Source organism: Streptomyces sp. AHU1, from assembly GCF_045343905.1.
GTDB lineage: Bacteria > Actinomycetota > Actinomycetes > Streptomycetales > Streptomycetaceae > Streptomyces > Streptomyces triticiradicis.
This window is the reverse complement of record NZ_CP174283.1, coordinates 2,203,330-2,218,040: the sequence shown is the minus strand read 5'-3', so window position 1 is coordinate 2,218,040 and position 14,711 is coordinate 2,203,330. Positions and strand designations below refer to the sequence as shown.

At 70.6% G+C, this 14,711-nt stretch carries 17 protein-coding genes; 10 read left to right on the top strand and 7 right to left on the bottom strand.

What is annotated here, in order from left to right:
• Positions 1-47: 47 nt before the first annotated feature.
• Complete coding sequence (locus tag ACICHK_RS10150; RefSeq protein WP_151475045.1) at positions 48-485, bottom strand: cell division protein SepF; 438 nt, start codon at positions 483-485, stop codon at positions 48-50.
• A 289-nt stretch (positions 486-774) separates the two neighbouring features.
• Between ACICHK_RS10150 and ACICHK_RS10145 the strand changes: the two genes are divergently transcribed.
• The 4 genes from ACICHK_RS10145 (at position 775) to ACICHK_RS10130 (ending at position 5,207) form a co-directional block, all read left to right on the top strand.
• A complete protein-coding gene (locus ACICHK_RS10145; RefSeq protein ID WP_406836644.1) occupies positions 775-2,034 on the top strand; it encodes a DUF5685 family protein in 1,260 nt (419 codons plus the stop codon).
• Between the two features lie 132 nt (positions 2,035-2,166).
• Positions 2,167-2,949, top strand: coding sequence for a DUF1684 domain-containing protein (locus ACICHK_RS10140; RefSeq protein ID WP_406836643.1), 783 nt, complete (start codon positions 2,167-2,169; stop codon positions 2,947-2,949).
• A gap of 262 nt (positions 2,950-3,211) precedes the next feature.
• Positions 3,212-4,111, top strand: coding sequence for a S1 family peptidase (locus ACICHK_RS10135; RefSeq protein ID WP_151475048.1), 900 nt, complete (start codon positions 3,212-3,214; stop codon positions 4,109-4,111).
• 226 nt (positions 4,112-4,337) lie between these two features.
• On the top strand, positions 4,338-5,207 hold the full coding sequence (locus tag ACICHK_RS10130) for a slipin family protein (RefSeq protein ID WP_406841186.1): 870 nt from the start codon (positions 4,338-4,340) through the stop codon (positions 5,205-5,207).
• Positions 5,208-5,227: 20 nt separating this feature from the next.
• On the opposite strand, the gene ACICHK_RS10125 is transcribed toward ACICHK_RS10130, so the two are convergent.
• A complete protein-coding gene (locus ACICHK_RS10125) occupies positions 5,228-5,602 on the bottom strand; it encodes a cupin domain-containing protein (RefSeq protein WP_406841185.1) in 375 nt (124 codons plus the stop codon).
• Between the two features lie 171 nt (positions 5,603-5,773).
• On the opposite strand from ACICHK_RS10125, the gene ACICHK_RS10120 reads away from it, so the two are divergent.
• Positions 5,774-6,220, top strand: a complete 447-nt coding sequence (locus ACICHK_RS10120; RefSeq protein WP_151474779.1) for a MarR family winged helix-turn-helix transcriptional regulator — start codon at positions 5,774-5,776, stop codon at positions 6,218-6,220.
• 171 nt (positions 6,221-6,391) lie between these two features.
• Complete coding sequence (locus ACICHK_RS10115; protein WP_406836642.1) at positions 6,392-7,252, top strand: esterase/lipase family protein; 861 nt, start codon at positions 6,392-6,394, stop codon at positions 7,250-7,252.
• Positions 7,253-7,426: 174 nt separating this feature from the next.
• On the opposite strand, the gene ACICHK_RS10110 is transcribed toward ACICHK_RS10115, so the two are convergent.
• Entirely contained in the window at positions 7,427-8,479 is a 1,053-nt protein-coding gene (locus ACICHK_RS10110; protein ID WP_406836641.1) for a lytic polysaccharide monooxygenase, read from the bottom strand.
• A gap of 759 nt (positions 8,480-9,238) precedes the next feature.
• On the opposite strand from ACICHK_RS10110, the gene ACICHK_RS10105 reads away from it, so the two are divergent.
• Together ACICHK_RS10105 and ACICHK_RS10100 are read left to right on the top strand one after the other, a co-directional pair.
• Positions 9,239-9,535: a hypothetical protein gene (locus ACICHK_RS10105; protein ID WP_151474782.1), complete on the top strand. Its 297-nt coding sequence runs from the start codon at positions 9,239-9,241 to the stop codon at positions 9,533-9,535.
• Positions 9,536-9,694: 159 nt separating this feature from the next.
• Positions 9,695-10,234, top strand: a complete 540-nt coding sequence (locus tag ACICHK_RS10100; RefSeq protein WP_406836640.1) for an NUDIX hydrolase — start codon at positions 9,695-9,697, stop codon at positions 10,232-10,234.
• An 18-nt stretch (positions 10,235-10,252) separates the two neighbouring features.
• Here the strand turns inward: ACICHK_RS10100 and ACICHK_RS10095 are convergent, their stop codons facing one another.
• Together ACICHK_RS10095 and ACICHK_RS10090 are read right to left on the bottom strand one after the other, a co-directional pair.
• Positions 10,253-11,485: a hypothetical protein gene (locus ACICHK_RS10095; RefSeq protein ID WP_406836639.1), complete on the bottom strand. Its 1,233-nt coding sequence runs from the start codon at positions 11,483-11,485 to the stop codon at positions 10,253-10,255.
• A 183-nt stretch (positions 11,486-11,668) separates the two neighbouring features.
• Positions 11,669-11,803, bottom strand: a complete 135-nt coding sequence (locus tag ACICHK_RS10090; protein WP_263974428.1) for a hypothetical protein — start codon at positions 11,801-11,803, stop codon at positions 11,669-11,671.
• Between the two features lie 162 nt (positions 11,804-11,965).
• Between ACICHK_RS10090 and ACICHK_RS10085 the strand changes: the two genes are divergently transcribed.
• Positions 11,966-12,589 carry a class I SAM-dependent methyltransferase gene (locus tag ACICHK_RS10085; protein ID WP_406836638.1) on the top strand — a complete coding sequence of 208 codons (624 nt, stop codon included), beginning with the start codon at positions 11,966-11,968 and terminating at the stop codon, positions 12,587-12,589.
• A gap of 128 nt (positions 12,590-12,717) precedes the next feature.
• Here the strand turns inward: ACICHK_RS10085 and ACICHK_RS10080 are convergent, their stop codons facing one another.
• Complete coding sequence (locus tag ACICHK_RS10080) at positions 12,718-13,218, bottom strand: DUF402 domain-containing protein (protein ID WP_151474786.1); 501 nt, start codon at positions 13,216-13,218, stop codon at positions 12,718-12,720.
• Entirely contained in the window at positions 13,199-14,128 is a 930-nt protein-coding gene (locus tag ACICHK_RS10075) for an N-acetyltransferase family protein (protein WP_406836637.1), read from the bottom strand. Before ACICHK_RS10075 ends, ACICHK_RS10080 begins: the two co-directional genes overlap by 20 nt.
• 71 nt (positions 14,129-14,199) lie before the next feature.
• Here ACICHK_RS10075 and ACICHK_RS10070 point away from each other — a divergent pair, with 71 nt between their 5' ends.
• Positions 14,200-14,574 (top strand): GntR family transcriptional regulator, encoded by a 375-nt coding sequence (locus ACICHK_RS10070; protein ID WP_192582843.1) that lies wholly within the window; start codon positions 14,200-14,202, stop codon positions 14,572-14,574.
• The last annotated feature ends 137 nt before the right edge of the window (positions 14,575-14,711 follow it).

The following is a 14,711-nucleotide window of genomic DNA, read 5'->3' as shown; positions in this document are numbered from 1 at the left end:
CCCGTGGGTGAAGCCCCGGCGAGGCGGGGCCGGTGAGCGGCCCTGCCTCAGCTCTGGTTGAAGAAACCGTCCGTCTGCCGGCCCGCGGCCTCGCCGCTGATGATCTCCGTGTGCGCCGGGGTCAGCAGGAAGACCCGGGTCGCCACCCGCTCGATGGTGCCGCGCAGGCCGAAGGTCAGGCCGGCCGCGAAGTCCACCACGCGCTTGGCGTCGGTGGCCTCCATGGACGTGAGGTTGATGATGACCGGGACACCGTCCCGGAAGAGTTCGCCGATACCGCGGGCGTCCCGGAAGCTGTCCGGGGTGACCGTGCCGATCCGGCGGCCCTTCTCCTCGGCCGTCTCGGAAGCAACCTTCACGCGAGGGTCGGTGACCCAGGCGTCGCCGGAGTCCTGACCCTCGGCGTAGTCGTCGTCGTAGTAACGCTCGTCATCGTTGTCGTCGACGAGGCCAAGCCAGGCACTCGCCTTGCGCACCGATCCCATGGACGCCTCCTCTCACAGCGGTCTTTCGTGCTTCCGCATACCCATGGTCGTGCATGATGCGGATGTCGCGCCAAGTGGATAGACGCCGCGTGGGGGTTTCGTGACGGTACTGGTGCACAGCGGATCCGTCGAGAGCCCGCGCCGCTCAAGGGTCTTACGGGGTAAGGCTACTGACTGAGAGTGAAATATGATTTCTTTCGGCGACCGGGTGACGGGCGGGGCGTACGAGTGAACAGGAGGGGTCGATACGATCCGGACCTCAACGTCGTACGGGTCACGGGGGAGTGTCGTGTTCGGAATCGTGAGGCCCTGCAGCCACCGTCTCGGTGAAGGGCTCAAGACACAGTGGATGGCGCACCTGTGCGGGCTGTGCCTCGCGCTGCGCGGGGACCACGGCCAGTTCGCGCGGGTGGTCACCAACTATGACGGCCTGCTGATATCGGTTCTGACGGAGGCTCAGGCCGAGAGGGCGACGGGGTGGCGGCGCACCGCGGGCCCCTGTCCGCTGCGCGGCATGCGGACCGCCTCCGTCGCGCAGGGCGAGGGCGCGCGGCTCGCGGCCGCCGTCTCGCTGGTCCTCGCCTCGGCGAAGGTGCGCGACCACGTCGCCGACGGGGACGGTCTCCTCGCGCGAAGGCCGGTCGCGCTCGCCGCGCGCCGGGTGGCCACGAGCTGGGGCAAGGCAGGGGCGCGTACGGGATCCGCGGTCGGCTTCGACACGGCCGTGCTCGTCGACGCGGTGGACCGGCAGGTCGGGATCGAGGCGCTGGCCGGGCCGGGAACACCGCTGCTGACCGTGACGGAACCCACCGAGACCGCCACCGCCGCCGCCTTCGCGCACACCGCGGTCCTCGCGGGCCGCCCCGGCAACGCCGCTCCACTGGCCGAGGCCGGGCGGCTCTTCGGGCGGCTCGCCCATCTGCTGGACGCCGTGGAGGACAGGGAGGCCGACGCCGCGTCGGGGGCGTGGAACCCGCTCACGGCCACCGGGACCCCGCTCACCGAGGCCCGCCGGCTCGCCGACGACGCCGTGCACGGGATACGGCTCGCCCTGCGGGAGGCCGAGTTCACCGACAGCAGGCTGGCGCACGTGCTGCTCGTCCATGAGCTGGGACGCTCGGTGGACCGCGCGTTCGGGACCTCGGGATGCGGGCACGCGGGGGACGGGACGCACGGATCGCACGGCTCCCTTGGTTCTCCCGGGTCCGGTGCTCTCGTCGTTCCGCCGGGCTCCTCGGTCCGGCCCGGGCCCGAGGGCGCCTTCGGACCGCCGCCCCAGCACGGCGGGAATCCGTACACCGGCGGCGGCAACCCCTTCGGCGGCGGGCCCTCCTTCCAGCCCCCCGCCCCCGGAAAGCGCGGATTCTGGGCCGGCTGTGCCGCCGCCGTCGGACTGTGCTGCACCTGCAAGATGTGCTGCGCCGACGAGTACGAGGGTCCGTGGTCGCGCAAGAAGCGCGAAGGGTGCCTGAGCGACTGCGACTGCAGTTGCTGCGAGGCGTGCCAGTGCTGCGAGTGCTGTGAGTGCTGCTCGTGCTGTGACTGCTGACGGTGAAGTTCGGGAACGGCGAAGGCGCGTGGGGGAGAGCGGGGTGACAGGAGAGGGGCGCGGGTGAAGGCACGGGCACCACGTCGCGCCCGCACCCCGGTCCGGCCGGGTTCGTGTGGAAGGGTTGATCACATGACGACGGACGCATCCGAGGACTGGAAGCACTGGCGGGAGCACCGCGTGACGACGGTGTCCGAGCCGTACGGCCCGCTCGCGCTCACCGGCACCCACTGGATCGAGGACTATCCGGAAGGGCGACTTCCGGACATCCCCGGGCAATGGGCCGTCAAGGGCGGCCGGGTGACCCTGACGGCGGCCGCCGAGGACGGGCTCACGGTCGACGGCGAGCCCTTCACCGGCGACATCGCGCTGGACGCCGACCACGGACCGGCCGGCGGCGCCCGGGTCGGACGCGGACGGCGGCGGTTCGTCGTCCTGGTCCGCGAGGAGGTCTGGGGCGTACGCGACTACGACCCCGGGGCGCCCGCCCGGCAGGCCTTCGCGGGCATCGAGGCGACCCCCTACGACGCCCGCTGGGCGGTGCCCGGACGGTTCACCCCGTACGGCGAGGCCCGTACCGTGCGCGTCGAGAACGCCGACGGGGTGACCCGCGGGCTCGCCCTCGGTGGGGTCCTCGCCTTCACCCTGGACGGACAGGACCTCACCCTCCAGGTGTCGGTCGAGAGCGACGGCACGCTGTGGGCCGTCTTCGCCGACACCACCAGCGGGGACGGCAGTTACCGCTTCCGGTTCCTGCACCCGGTCGCACCCGACGCCGAGGGGCGTACGACGGTGGACTTCAACCGGGCCGTGCTTCCGCCGTGCGCGTTCGCCGATCATTTCGTCTGCCCCCTCCCGCCGCCCGGAAATACGCTGCGCGTGGCCGTCCCCGCGGGGGAGCGCCGACTGGGCTGAGGCTCCCGGGACTCCCGGGGACGCGGGGGGAATCCGGTGCCTCCAGTGGTCCGATGATCAACCTCCCCCATATGAGGGCAAGTTGAAGGCTGCACGGCCGAAAGGTGCCCTTGCGCCTGTCGGTCGCGCAGCCGAATACTCCCCCTCAGCGCTTGTCAGGGGCATGGCTTGTCCGGAATCCGGACGGGCGGCTCCCGGCTGCGCCTCACGGGCCCCGACCCCACGACATGGGGCCCCTTACTTCCCTTCGGAGGAATGAAACGTGAGGATCAAGCGCACAACCCCCCGCGGTGGCATCGCGAGACGGAGCCGGCTGATCGCCGTGTCCACCGGACTCGTCGCCGCCGCAGCGTTCGCGGTCCCCAGCGCGAACGCGTCCGACGCCCGGACGTTCAGCGCCACCCAGCTGAGCAGCGTCGGGCAGTCGGTGCTCAAGTCCGACGTCGCGGGCACCGCCTGGGCGGTCGACGCCAAGACGAACCGTGTGGTCGTCACCGTCGACAGCACGGTCTCGAAGGCGGAGATCGCGAAGATCAAGCAGGACGCGGGCGGCAACGCCGCCGCGCTCACGATCAAGCACACCCCGGGCACCTTCAAGAAGCTGATCAGCGGCGGCGACGCCATCTACGGCGGCGGTTACCGCTGTTCGCTCGGCTTCAACGTGCACAGCGGGAGCACCTACTACTTCCTGACCGCCGGCCACTGCGGTGAGGTCGCCTCCACCTGGTACTCCAACTCGGGCCAGACCACCAAGCTGGGCACGAACGTCAGTTACAGCTTCCCGACCAACGACTTCGCGCTGGTCAAGTACACCAACACCTCGGTCGCGCACCCGAGCGCGGTCGGCAGCCAGACGATCAGCAGCGCGGCCACGCCCAGCGTGGGCACGACGGTCTACCGGCGCGGCTCGACCACCGGTACCCACAGCGGCCGGGTCACCGCCCTGAACGCCACGGTCAACTACGGCAGTGGTGACGTCGTCTACGGCATGATCCAGACCACGGTCTGCGCCGAGGGCGGAGACAGCGGCGGTCCCCTGTACGGCGGCAGCGTGGCCTACGGTCTGACCTCCGGCGGCAGCGGCAACTGCAGCTCCGGCGGTACGACCTTCTTCCAGCCGGTCACCGAGGCGCTCAGCTACTACGGCGTGAGCGTCGGCTGACCGTCCGGTCGCGCGAAGGACCGGCCGTTCGTCGACTCGTCGACCCACGGGCCGGCACCCCCCACGGTGTTCCGCGCGACCGGACCCGCGGTACTACGAGGACCAGCGGGCGAGCCCCCGCACGCGACCGGCGTGCGGGGGCTCGCCCTCGTTCCGGTGCCGGGTCTACCTTCGAAGCGCACGCCGTACACGCCCGGTGCGCCGCGTCGGACCCTGGGGGGCCGTGATGGTCGAGGAACTGGTGGTGGCGGGAGTCTCCGCCGCGTCCGTGGGGCTGGCCTGCACGATGGCGGCCGCCCGCGTCGTCAAACAGTACGAACGGGGTGTGGTGCTGCGGCTCGGCAGGCTGCGCCCCGAGGTGCGCGGCCCCGGCTTCACGATGGTGGTGCCCTTCGTGGACCGGCTGCGCAAGGTCAACATGCAGATCGTGACCCTGCCCGTCCCGGCGCAGGAGGGCATCACCCGGGACAACGTCACCGTCCGGGTGGACGCGGTCGTCTACTTCCGGGTGGTGGACGCGGCGAACGCCATCATCCAGGTCGAGGACTACCGCTTCGCGGTCTCCCAGATGGCACAGACCTCACTGCGGTCGATCATCGGCAAGAGCGACCTGGACGACCTGCTCTCCAACCGCGAGAAACTCAACCAGGGCCTGGAACTGATGATCGACAGCCCGGCCATCGGCTGGGGCGTGCAGATCGACCGGGTCGAGATCAAGGACGTCTCCCTGCCCGAGTCGATGAAACGGTCCATGGCCCGCCAGGCCGAGGCCGACCGCGAACGCCGCGCCCGGGTCATCAACGCGGACGCCGAACTCCAGGCCTCCAAGAAACTCGCGGAAGCCGCCGGAGTGATGTCGCAGCAACCCGCCGCACTCCAACTGCGCCTGCTGCAGACCGTGGTGGCCGTCGCCGCCGAGAAGAACTCCACCCTCGTCCTGCCCTTCCCCGTCGAACTGCTGCGCTTCCTGGAACGAGCCCAGTCAGGGCTAGGGCAAGGGCAAGGACAAGAGCCAAGGCAAGGGCAAGGACATGAGCCAGGGCAAGGGCAGAGGCAGGGAGAGGGGCAGGAACAGCAGCCGACGGCCCCTGCGTGACACGGCCCGGACGACAGGCCCTAGTTGGCCCACTCCGGCGTGAGGACCGAGCCGTCGGCCAGTTCCGCCCGGAGGCCGACGGACGTGGTGACCCAGGAGAGCGCGGGCTCCTGGGCCGGGTTCTCGATGCCGAGGGTCACGCCCGGGGTGATGATCACGGTGTCGCCCGCGGTGATCCGCTCGGTGCGGCCGCCGAGTGTGACCAGCAGTTCGCCGGAGAGGAGATGGAAGACCTCCTCGCGGTCGACGGTGTGCACGGGAGCCCGGTGGCCCGCGGGAATCTCCGCGCGCCAGGCGCACAACTCCTCGCTGCCGCTGCGGGGAGAGGCGTACGAGACGAAACGGGCGCCGTGGACCTCGTGGACGACGGCTTCGGACGAACGGACGACGGGCAAGGGTGCCTCCAAGGTCGGTGATGTCCGGCCGGACGGCCGGTCGAGGGCGAGCGGAGCCGAACCGCTGAGCCGATGACTCAGGGTGACTCGCAGATGGTCAAGCTGCTTGACCAGCTCTGAGATTATGGTCAAGCAGCTTGACCGAATAGTCAAGGGTGTTTCAATGCGGGGGTGCAGAACTCCGAAGCCATGGCCCTGTCCGCCGCCCTGCTCGCCGCCGCCGGCGAGCTGACGCAACGTATCCACGAGGGCGTGGTCGCCCGCGGATTCGAGGGGGTGCGGCCCGCGCACGGCTTCGCCTTCGCACGGCTCGCGCCGGACGGGGCGACGGTCAGTGATGTCGCCGCTCACCTGGGGGTCACCAAGCAGGCTGCCAGTCAGCTCGTCGAGGAACTCGTCCGCAAGGGGTACGTCGAGCGGAGGCCGCACCCCGACGACGCGCGGGCCAGGCTCGTCGTGCTCACCGAACTCGGCTGGGCCTGCACCCGGGCGGCGGAGGAGGCGGCCGCGGATGCCGTGCGGGCATGGGCCGAAGTGGTGGGGGAGGGCGAGATGCGCGCGTTGCACGCGTGTTTGGCGGGCATCGCGCCCTACGGTCCCATCAGACCCGCCTGGTGACGTTCCGTCACCGGTGGCGACCGCCCTGGTTATCACTGGAAGTTTTTACCGACGCGTAACTTCACACCTCTGCTACTCGACCGTAACTTGACGAGTGAACAGCATCCTTCGTGATCCGGATCACAGGGCGTACACCCCCACAACTCCCTTGAGCCGCAAGGAGATCACCCGATGCTGCCCTGGAAGCGAGTGCTCAGACCCCTGGCCGCGCTGCTTCTGACCGCCACGGTCGCGGTCCTCCCCGCCGCCACAGCACAAGCTGATTCCGCCCCCAGCAGTGGCTGGAACAACTACTCCTGCAAGCCGTCCGCCGCGCACCCGCGCCCCGTCGTCCTCGTGCACGGCACCTTCGGGAACTCCGTCGACAACTGGCTGGCCCTCGCCCCCTACCTGACCAGCCGCGGGTACTGCGTCTTCTCCCTCGACTACGGGCAGCTGCCCGGAGTCCCCCTCTTCTACGGCCTCGGCCCCATCGACAAGTCGGCCGCACAGCTCCAGGTGTTCGTCGACAAGGTGCTCGCCGCGACCGGCGCCGCCAAGGCCGACCTGGTGGGTCACTCGCAGGGCGGCATGATGCCCCGCTACTACCTGAAGTTCCTCGGCGGAGCCGCCAAGGTGAACGCCCTCGTCGGCCTCGCCCCCGACAACCACGGCACGACCCTCAACGGACTCACCAAACTGCTCCCGTACTTCCCGGGCGCCGAGGACCTGCTGACCGCGGCGACCCCCGGACTCGCGGACCAGATCGCCGGCTCCGCGTTCCTGACCAAGCTCAACGCGGGCGGCGACACCGTCCCCGGCGTCCACTACACGGTCATCGCCACCAAGTACGACGAGGTGGTCACGCCGTACCAGTCGGGGTTCCTGAGCGGATCCGACGTCCACAACGTCCTGTTGCAGAACCTGTGCGGGCTCGACCTCTCCGAGCACGTGGCCATCGGGATCTTCGACCGGATCGCGTACCACGAGGTGGCGAACGCGCTCGACCCGGCGCACGCGTCCACCACCACCTGCGCGTCCGTGTTCAGCTGACCGGCTCGGCGGACGACTCGTCCATGGTCGTCCGCCCGGGCACACCGGCGTGATCGTCCGTCCGCGCCCCGCGCCCGCGCGGCGCGGACGGCGGAACACGCCGCCGGGGGCTGTCCGACCTGAGCCGCCGGTCAGCCCCCGGAGTTCATCGAGCCCAGGGCTCAGGCCCAGGGCCTAGCGCCCGCGCCGGCTGTCCGGCGTCGCGCGCCGCCGCACCGAGGCGAACAGCGCCGCGGCACCGAGCGCGAGCGCGGCGGCACCGCCGATCGCGACGTACGAGGTGGAGGAGTCGCCGCCGGTCTCGGCGAGGCTCCGGGCGGAGCCGGCGGCCTCCGGCAGGTTTTCCGAGGAGTCCGCGGGACCGGCGGAATCGGCGGTGGCCCGGGCCTCCTCGGCCGGTTCCGCCGACCCGGTGTCCTCGGCCGCCTTCACGGTGTCCGCGCTCGCGGCCGGTTCCGCCGACGTACCGGCGTCGTCGTCACCGTGGCCGTGGTGCTCCACGGTCGACTTGCCGCTGCCGGCCTCGATCTGCTTGTCGGACGGCGCCGAGGCGCTCGGCGCGGGAGCGGCACCGCCGCTCGTGCTCTTGCCGCCGCCGAACGCCACGTCGGAGCAGGAGTAGAAGGCCTCCGGGCTGTCCGAACGCTGCCAGACCGCGTACAGGAGCTGCTTGCCGGAGCGTTCCGGGAGGGCGCCGGAGAACGTGTAGAAGCCGCCCGAGGCCGTGGGGTCGGTGGCCGTCGCGACCGGGTGCGCCAGGTCGAGGTCGCCCCAGGCCAGCGGCTGCGACGGGTCGTAGCCCGACTTCGTGATGTAGACCTTGAACGTGCCCTTGTGGGGCGCGGTCACCCGGTACTTGAAGGTGTACGAGCCGCTGCTCACGCTCGTCGCGGGCCAGTCGGAGCGCGCCAGGTCGAGTCCCTTGAACTCGGCGTTGCCGGCGCTGCACAGCTTCCCGTCCGGGATCAGCTCCTGGTGCCGCCCGTTCGCGTCGCCGATGCGGATGCCGTTCCAGTCGTAGAGCGCCTGGGTGCCGCCCGCCGCGACGGCCGCCTTGCAGGCGTCCGACCTGGGGTTCTCCGGGCCTTCCGCGTAACACTGGGACACCCGGCTCACCGGATCCCCCATCGAGCCGTGTGCCGAGGCCGGCGCCGCGGCCAGCGCGGACAGGACGAGCGGGGCGACACCGAGGACGGCGACGCCGACGGCCTTGCGGCGTGCGGACATGGGGAACTCCTCGAACGGTCCTGGGGCGTGGGGTGCGGGCCCCGCGCGGTGTTCCGTGCGGGGATCCCGTGGGGGGTGATCAGAAAACTAGCCCCAAGGAACCGCGAAATCGCCTGCTGGAGACGGGGGGAGGGAGATCCTTATGGTGCCTTTAAGGCAGGGCTAACGGGGGGCTCAGGAAGGGCGGTCGAGGGGGCCGACATGACCTGCTGCCAGGCGCTGCCGCTGTCCGCGGCGGTCCGCGCTCGTCCGTCGCCGGACGCCTCGGTCGGCTCCTCGCACGGCTCCCAAGGACCGCCGACTCTTGAAGCCGTTCCGCCCCACTCCGCGTCTACAGCGCGGGGAGGGCTTTCCGCGGCTTGCGGGAGGTCACCTTGGAAATGCCTCGCGCCCGCGCAGCGGACGCCGTGGATCGCGCAGACCCGACGGCGGCGCCACCGTGACTGCCCATCGCCAGACCGTAGGCCCCGGCCACCGCGCCGCCCGCCGCCTTCGCGGCCTCCCGCGCCGCGGACGCCGAGCGTAGCGAGACGGTGACTGTCACGAGCAGCGGACGCATCGCTCGGTCACGTGCGCCGGTATTGAATGCACGGTTTGGCGAGGTGTGACATCACCGGGCTGTCCACGGTCATTCGCGATAATCTGTTCTAGTTCGTCGATATTCACACCATAACGACCAGATTTTCTGGCCGTGCGTACGGGGATCCGCCACTGGCGTCACTCGATCGACTGTTTCTCGCCCGATCAATAGGAGGACCGATGATTGGCGTGCTCGTGACTTTCGCGCAGACCGACAAGTTCGATCGTTCAACTCTCGCGAAGATTGCCGACGAACTCCGAGAACCGTTCGAGGGAATGGCCGGCCTTCGCTTCAAGAGCTTCATGCTCGATGAAGACGGTGGTCAGGCAAGGAACTTCTACGTGTGGGACGACGTGGAGAAAGCCCGCGCCTTCTTCACCGAGGAGATCGTCGACAAGGTGACGGGGATCTATGGCGTCCCGCCCAAGATCGAGTACCTCGATATCGTGGGGTTCGTCGACAACTCCGGCACCTGACTCTCAAGGAGGCTGCCACGCAAAAACCTGCCGTCCGGGTTCCCGGGGAAGCGGGGTGTCCTGCGGCGTCCCGTGGGTTGGCCGGCCGGGGTGACGGGCACGGTTGATGTGGTGCCGCCTTGTGGGTCAATTCCCGAAGTCCGTTCTCGGAGGCAGTCGATGCAGCCACGCCCCATCCGGAGACAAGAGGCCGTCGAGGTGTACCGGAACGCCTACGGGAGCCTGTACGACGACGCCGTCGTCTCCCCGGGCGGGAAGCCGGGGCGGTATCTTCGGTGGAAATGGTCGAATCCGGGGGTTGTCATCGTGCCCCGGTGGGCCGACACGGTCGCGCTCGTCCCTTCTTTCCGCTACCCGATCGGCGATCTGTCGTGGGAATTCCCGCGGGGCGGCCGGGAGCCCGACGAGTCGGTCGAACAGGCCGCGGCCCGGGAACTGAACGAAGAGACCGGACTGACCGCGACCGCCACCAAGCGGCTGGGCGTGCTCTACGCGGACACCGGCCTGATCGAGTCACCCATCGAGGTGGTCGAGGCCCATGTGGAGGCCCCCGTATCCGGGAAGCGGTCGCCGGAAGCCATGGAGTCGGTCGCGGAACCCGCCTGGTTCGGCTCCGCCGAGTTGTGCGCGGCCTTCGCGGACCGGCGAGTACGGTGCGCGATCACCATCGCCGCCGCCGCACTGGCCCGGCCGCGGTGACGCCGGTGCGCGTTCGTCTCACTCGGGCGGTTCCGTCGGGCTGACGATGCGCAGCAACTTCTCGTGCTCCGGAAGCTGCTTCTCGAGCCTCCAGGCGGCCCTGAACCTTTCGGACTCCTTCTTCAGTTTCCGCTCCTTCTTGTCCTGGAGGACGTCGAACGGCACGGAAAGCAGATTGAGCATGAGCGAAGCGGGACTGAAGCCGGAACTGATCAGCCCGATCAGGGTGTCGACGGCGCCCGTGGCCACGGAGGGGGGCGAGATGTGGAGCCTGGCCCTCACCCGCTCGTCCCGGACGGCGGCGAGGGCGTCGGCGTCGAGGCCCCGGAAGGCGGCGACCGCGGCTTCCTGGAGGTGCATGCAGAAGTCTTCGACGCCGTTCTTCAGCGCGTCGGTGTCCACCGGCCGACCGCTGTGGGCTCTCGCGAACTGATCGACGACCACCTTCCGGGACTCGAGCCCGACGGCTTCGTTGACCACACCCGCGGGCAGACGCGCCAGTACGTAGGGGTTCAACGCGTATCCGGGCAGCGCCGATTCTTCCGGGGGCGCTTCCCCCTGCAGCGCGACGGTGGCGGGCGTGCGTACGGCGCCCCATGCCACGGGCATCTCCAGCACGGCGGGCAGGGTGGTTCTGAAGGACCAGTTCGCCGACCGCTCGACGGCCTCCAGCGCGACTTCGGAAATGTCCCTGTGCGTCGCGCGCCGCTCCTCGATCCATCCGCGCAGGGAGTTGTAGTACAGCGGATCCTGGCCGCGGATCCACTCCACCGCGGAACGCAGCGTCCGGGCGTAGTCGTCGTCGGGCGGTCCGATCAGTTCGGCCAGACGGTTCGCCGTCCTCCTCCTGAAAAGCTCGCTCGCCCTGTCCACCGAGTACGGGACGACATGCCCTTCGGTGATCTCGTCCATGAGCTCGGCGTATTCCTCGGCCGGAACATCGTTCACACCGCGCGCTTCGTGTTCGTCCCGGATCTCACGGAAGGAACTCGCCGAGTCGCGCCGCACGACGACCAGCATGTCCGAACGGATCAACTCGGCGAGGTCCGCACGCCATGCGGCGCTCGACGGCGTCCGCCCGCCGAGGAGCGAACGTAATGCCGCGTTGTGGAGCACCTGGGAATCGGTGACGACCAGCCGTTCGGCGAAGAGGGCGTGCTGCACGATCCGCGCCCGCAGCCCCTCGGGGTCGGTGACAGGGCTGCCGTGGTGTTCCGTCTCGCTCAGGAACACGTGGGTGCTGTTCTCCATGTCAGGAGACATCGTTCCTCCGCCGGTGGCGTTCTCTCGCGCACCCGGGGAGGGCGCACTCGCGCCCCGCTTCGACCGTATGTGCGTCCTTGCCGGTGAGGAACCCTACCCAGTCCGATCCGGCGTCCACGCCGAGTCGCGGAAAGCCGTCCGCGCACCGTACGCGGTGTCCGGCGCGGCGGCTCAGCCGTCCGGCCACCAGGTGCGCGCGATGTCCTTCCGGACCTCCGGGCGCTCGGCGGGGCGCTCGTCGGGCTCGTCCCGTACACGGCGGGAGTCCGACTTCCTCAGGGGCTTCTGCACGGTCACACGGCGCATGGCTGCCTCCTCACGTCTACCGGATTCCGCGGTTGTACGGAGGTAGACCGTTTCGGGGAGAGTTCCTCATCGGTCGCGAAATGTCTGTGACGCGGGTCACTCCAGCGGTCGTCCGTGACGGGCGCGGGCCGGTTGTCAGTGGCGGGTGGCACCGTGGAACGCATGCTGAGCGACGGCGGAACGAATCCAGGGGCGGGCGTCGACTGGGACGCGGAGTCCGGCACTTTCGACGAGGAGCCCGACCACGGACTGCGCGACCCCGAGATCCGCGGCGCCTGGGCCGGCCGGCTGCGGGACTGGCTGCCCGGGAGACCCGGGGACCTGCTGGACGTGGGCTGCGGCACCGGCAGTCTGTCGCTCATCGCGTCCGAACAGGGACACCGGGTCACCGGGGTCGACCTCGCGCCGCGCATGATCGACCGGGCCCGCGCCAAGCTGGCCGGACGTGACGCGGTGTTCCTCGTCGGCGACGCGGTGGCACCGCCCGTCGGTGAGCAGCGCTTCGACGTGCTGCTCAGCCGTCATGTGCTGTGGACACTGCCCCGTCCCGAGCGCGTGCTGCGGCACTGGCGCGGGCTGCTGCGCCCGGGAGGGCGACTGGTGCTCGTCGAGGGCGTGTGGGGGGACGTGAGTCCGGTCGGCATGTCCGCCGAGCGGACGGCCGCACTGCTCCGGCCTCTGCTGTCGGACCCCGCGGACCTGTGCGTGGAACCGCTGTCGGCCGACGCGCGCCTGTGGGGCCGGGAGGTCGACGACGAGCGGTACGCGGTGGTGGCCCGCTTCTGAGCCGTGCCGCCCCTTCCCGAACGGACCGGGAGCGGTGCCACTCGTCGAGCGGCACCGCTCCCGGCCCGGGGGCGCCGGTCGCGTCCGGCGGATCCAGGGTCACCGGACACCCCCGGCGGTTCCGCCGGTCACGTCAGCAGGGCCTCGAAGCCGCCCTCGCGGGCCAGGTGTTCGAGGTCGTCCAGGGCCTTCTCGGCGGCGGCCGCGGCGGCCGGGTCGGCGGCCGCCAGGCCGCTCTCCGCGAACTCGTCCTCGTCCAGGCGCCGTACGTCCGTGCCGTCGGCCGAGAGCCACAGGTCCAGGTCGAGATCCTCGACCACCAGCCGGCCTCCGAGGACGGTGGCGGGACGCGTGATGTCGCAGTACCAGCCCTTGCGTTCGCCCTCGGCGTTCCGGACCTCCTTCACCGAGTACCAGCGGTCCCGCCAGTAGTACTCGGTGAAGACGTCGCCCTTCTCGAACCGCACGAAGCCGAAGTCGCGGACGCCGTCTCCCGCCCAGGGGGCGCGGACGACCACCCGGTTGCCGTCGTCGGCGAGCAGCTCGGCCGGGTAACTGATCTTCGTGCGGCCCGCCTTGACGAGTACGACATCCAACGAGCCGGGCGTGTCAGCCGAGGTCGCGGACATGGTTCACCTCCGTTGCGCAGATTTCGTAACCGAGCCATTCATTGATCGCCAGCATCGGCCCGTTGCCCGCGTCGTTGCCGGTGAACGCCTCCGTGAACCCCGCCGCGCGGGCCCGGTGCAGGGAGTGGTTCTTGGCGAGCTTGGCCAGGCCGCGGCCCCGGAAGGCGCGGCCGGTGCCCGTCATCGCGGTGCCGTAGCGGGTGCCGTCGTCGGTGTGGGCCGCGCTGAACGCCGCGGGCCGGCCGTCGACGAGGACGACGGAGGTGAGTTCGTGGTTCAGCAGGGGGTGGTGCCAGGTCTCCGTCAGCCAGGCCTCGTAGTCCGTGGACTCGCGTTCGATGTCGCCCGGTTCGTCGCGGAGCGTCTCCGCGTCCAGCCTGAACAGCCGCCGGGGATCGTCCGCGAAGTCCGCTCCGGTGCGCAGTTCCACACCGTCCGGCGGGGGCTGGAGCGGTGGCAGGGTGCCGTTCGCCAGGTCGAGGCGGAGGAAGTGCGCCGAGCGGGCGGCGCGATAGCCCCGCTTCTCGGCGAAGGCGCGGTTGCCGGGTTCGTCCAGGACCCAGGTGTGCAGCCGGGTCGCGCCCAGGGAGGCCAGCCGTTCCTCGGCGGTGCGGGCCAGCAGCGAGCCCGCGCCGCGGCCGGTCCGTTCCGGGGCCACGTAGATGTTGAGGCTCCCCTGGCCGGGCTCCGGACTGTCGTGGACGAGGCCCACCTGCGCGGTGCCGATCAGCTCCCCGTCCTCCTCGGCCAGCAACGGCCGGTAGTGGGAGTCGGGATGGGCCCGTTCCAGGGAGTGGGCGACGGACTCGGCGGTGGAGAGCATGAACGGAAGGGCCCGTCGGCGGATGCGCGCGAACCCCGCGGCGTCCGTCGGGTCCCCGCGCGGCAGTTCGCGAACGATCACGGTCATGTGATCGCACGTTACGCGGGCGCCGCCCGCGGATGCCTCTCATTTTCGTGCGGGTACGGGACAATCGCCGCGTGACCCTGAAGATCCGCATCGCAGAGGGGGCCGCGCCGTACGAGCAGGTGCGCGCCCAGATTTCCGAGCAGGCCAGGTCCGGCGCGCTGCCGGTCGGCTACAAGCTGCCCACGGTACGGGGGCTGGCCGAGTCGCTCGGCCTCGCGGCCAACACCGTCGCCAAGGCCTACCGGGCCCTGGAGTCGGACGGGGTGATCGAGACGCGGGGCCGCAACGGCACGTTCGTGGCCGCCGCCGGGGACGCCGCGTCGCGCGAGGCCGCGTCGGCCGCGCAGACCTATGCCGAGCGCGCGCGACGGCTCGGCCTGACCGAGGACGCCGCGCTGGACGCCGTACGCGACGCGCTGCGGGCGGCCTTCGAGGACGCTTCCTAGCGGCGCTTCCTGGCAGTGCTTCCTGGCCACTATGAGCCGCGAGCCGCGAGCCGCGAGCCGCGAGCCGCGAGCTACGGGCTGTGAGCCCGTGAGGGCGGCAGCCGCGCGCCGTGAGCCGCGGTTCCCGCCCGGGCGAC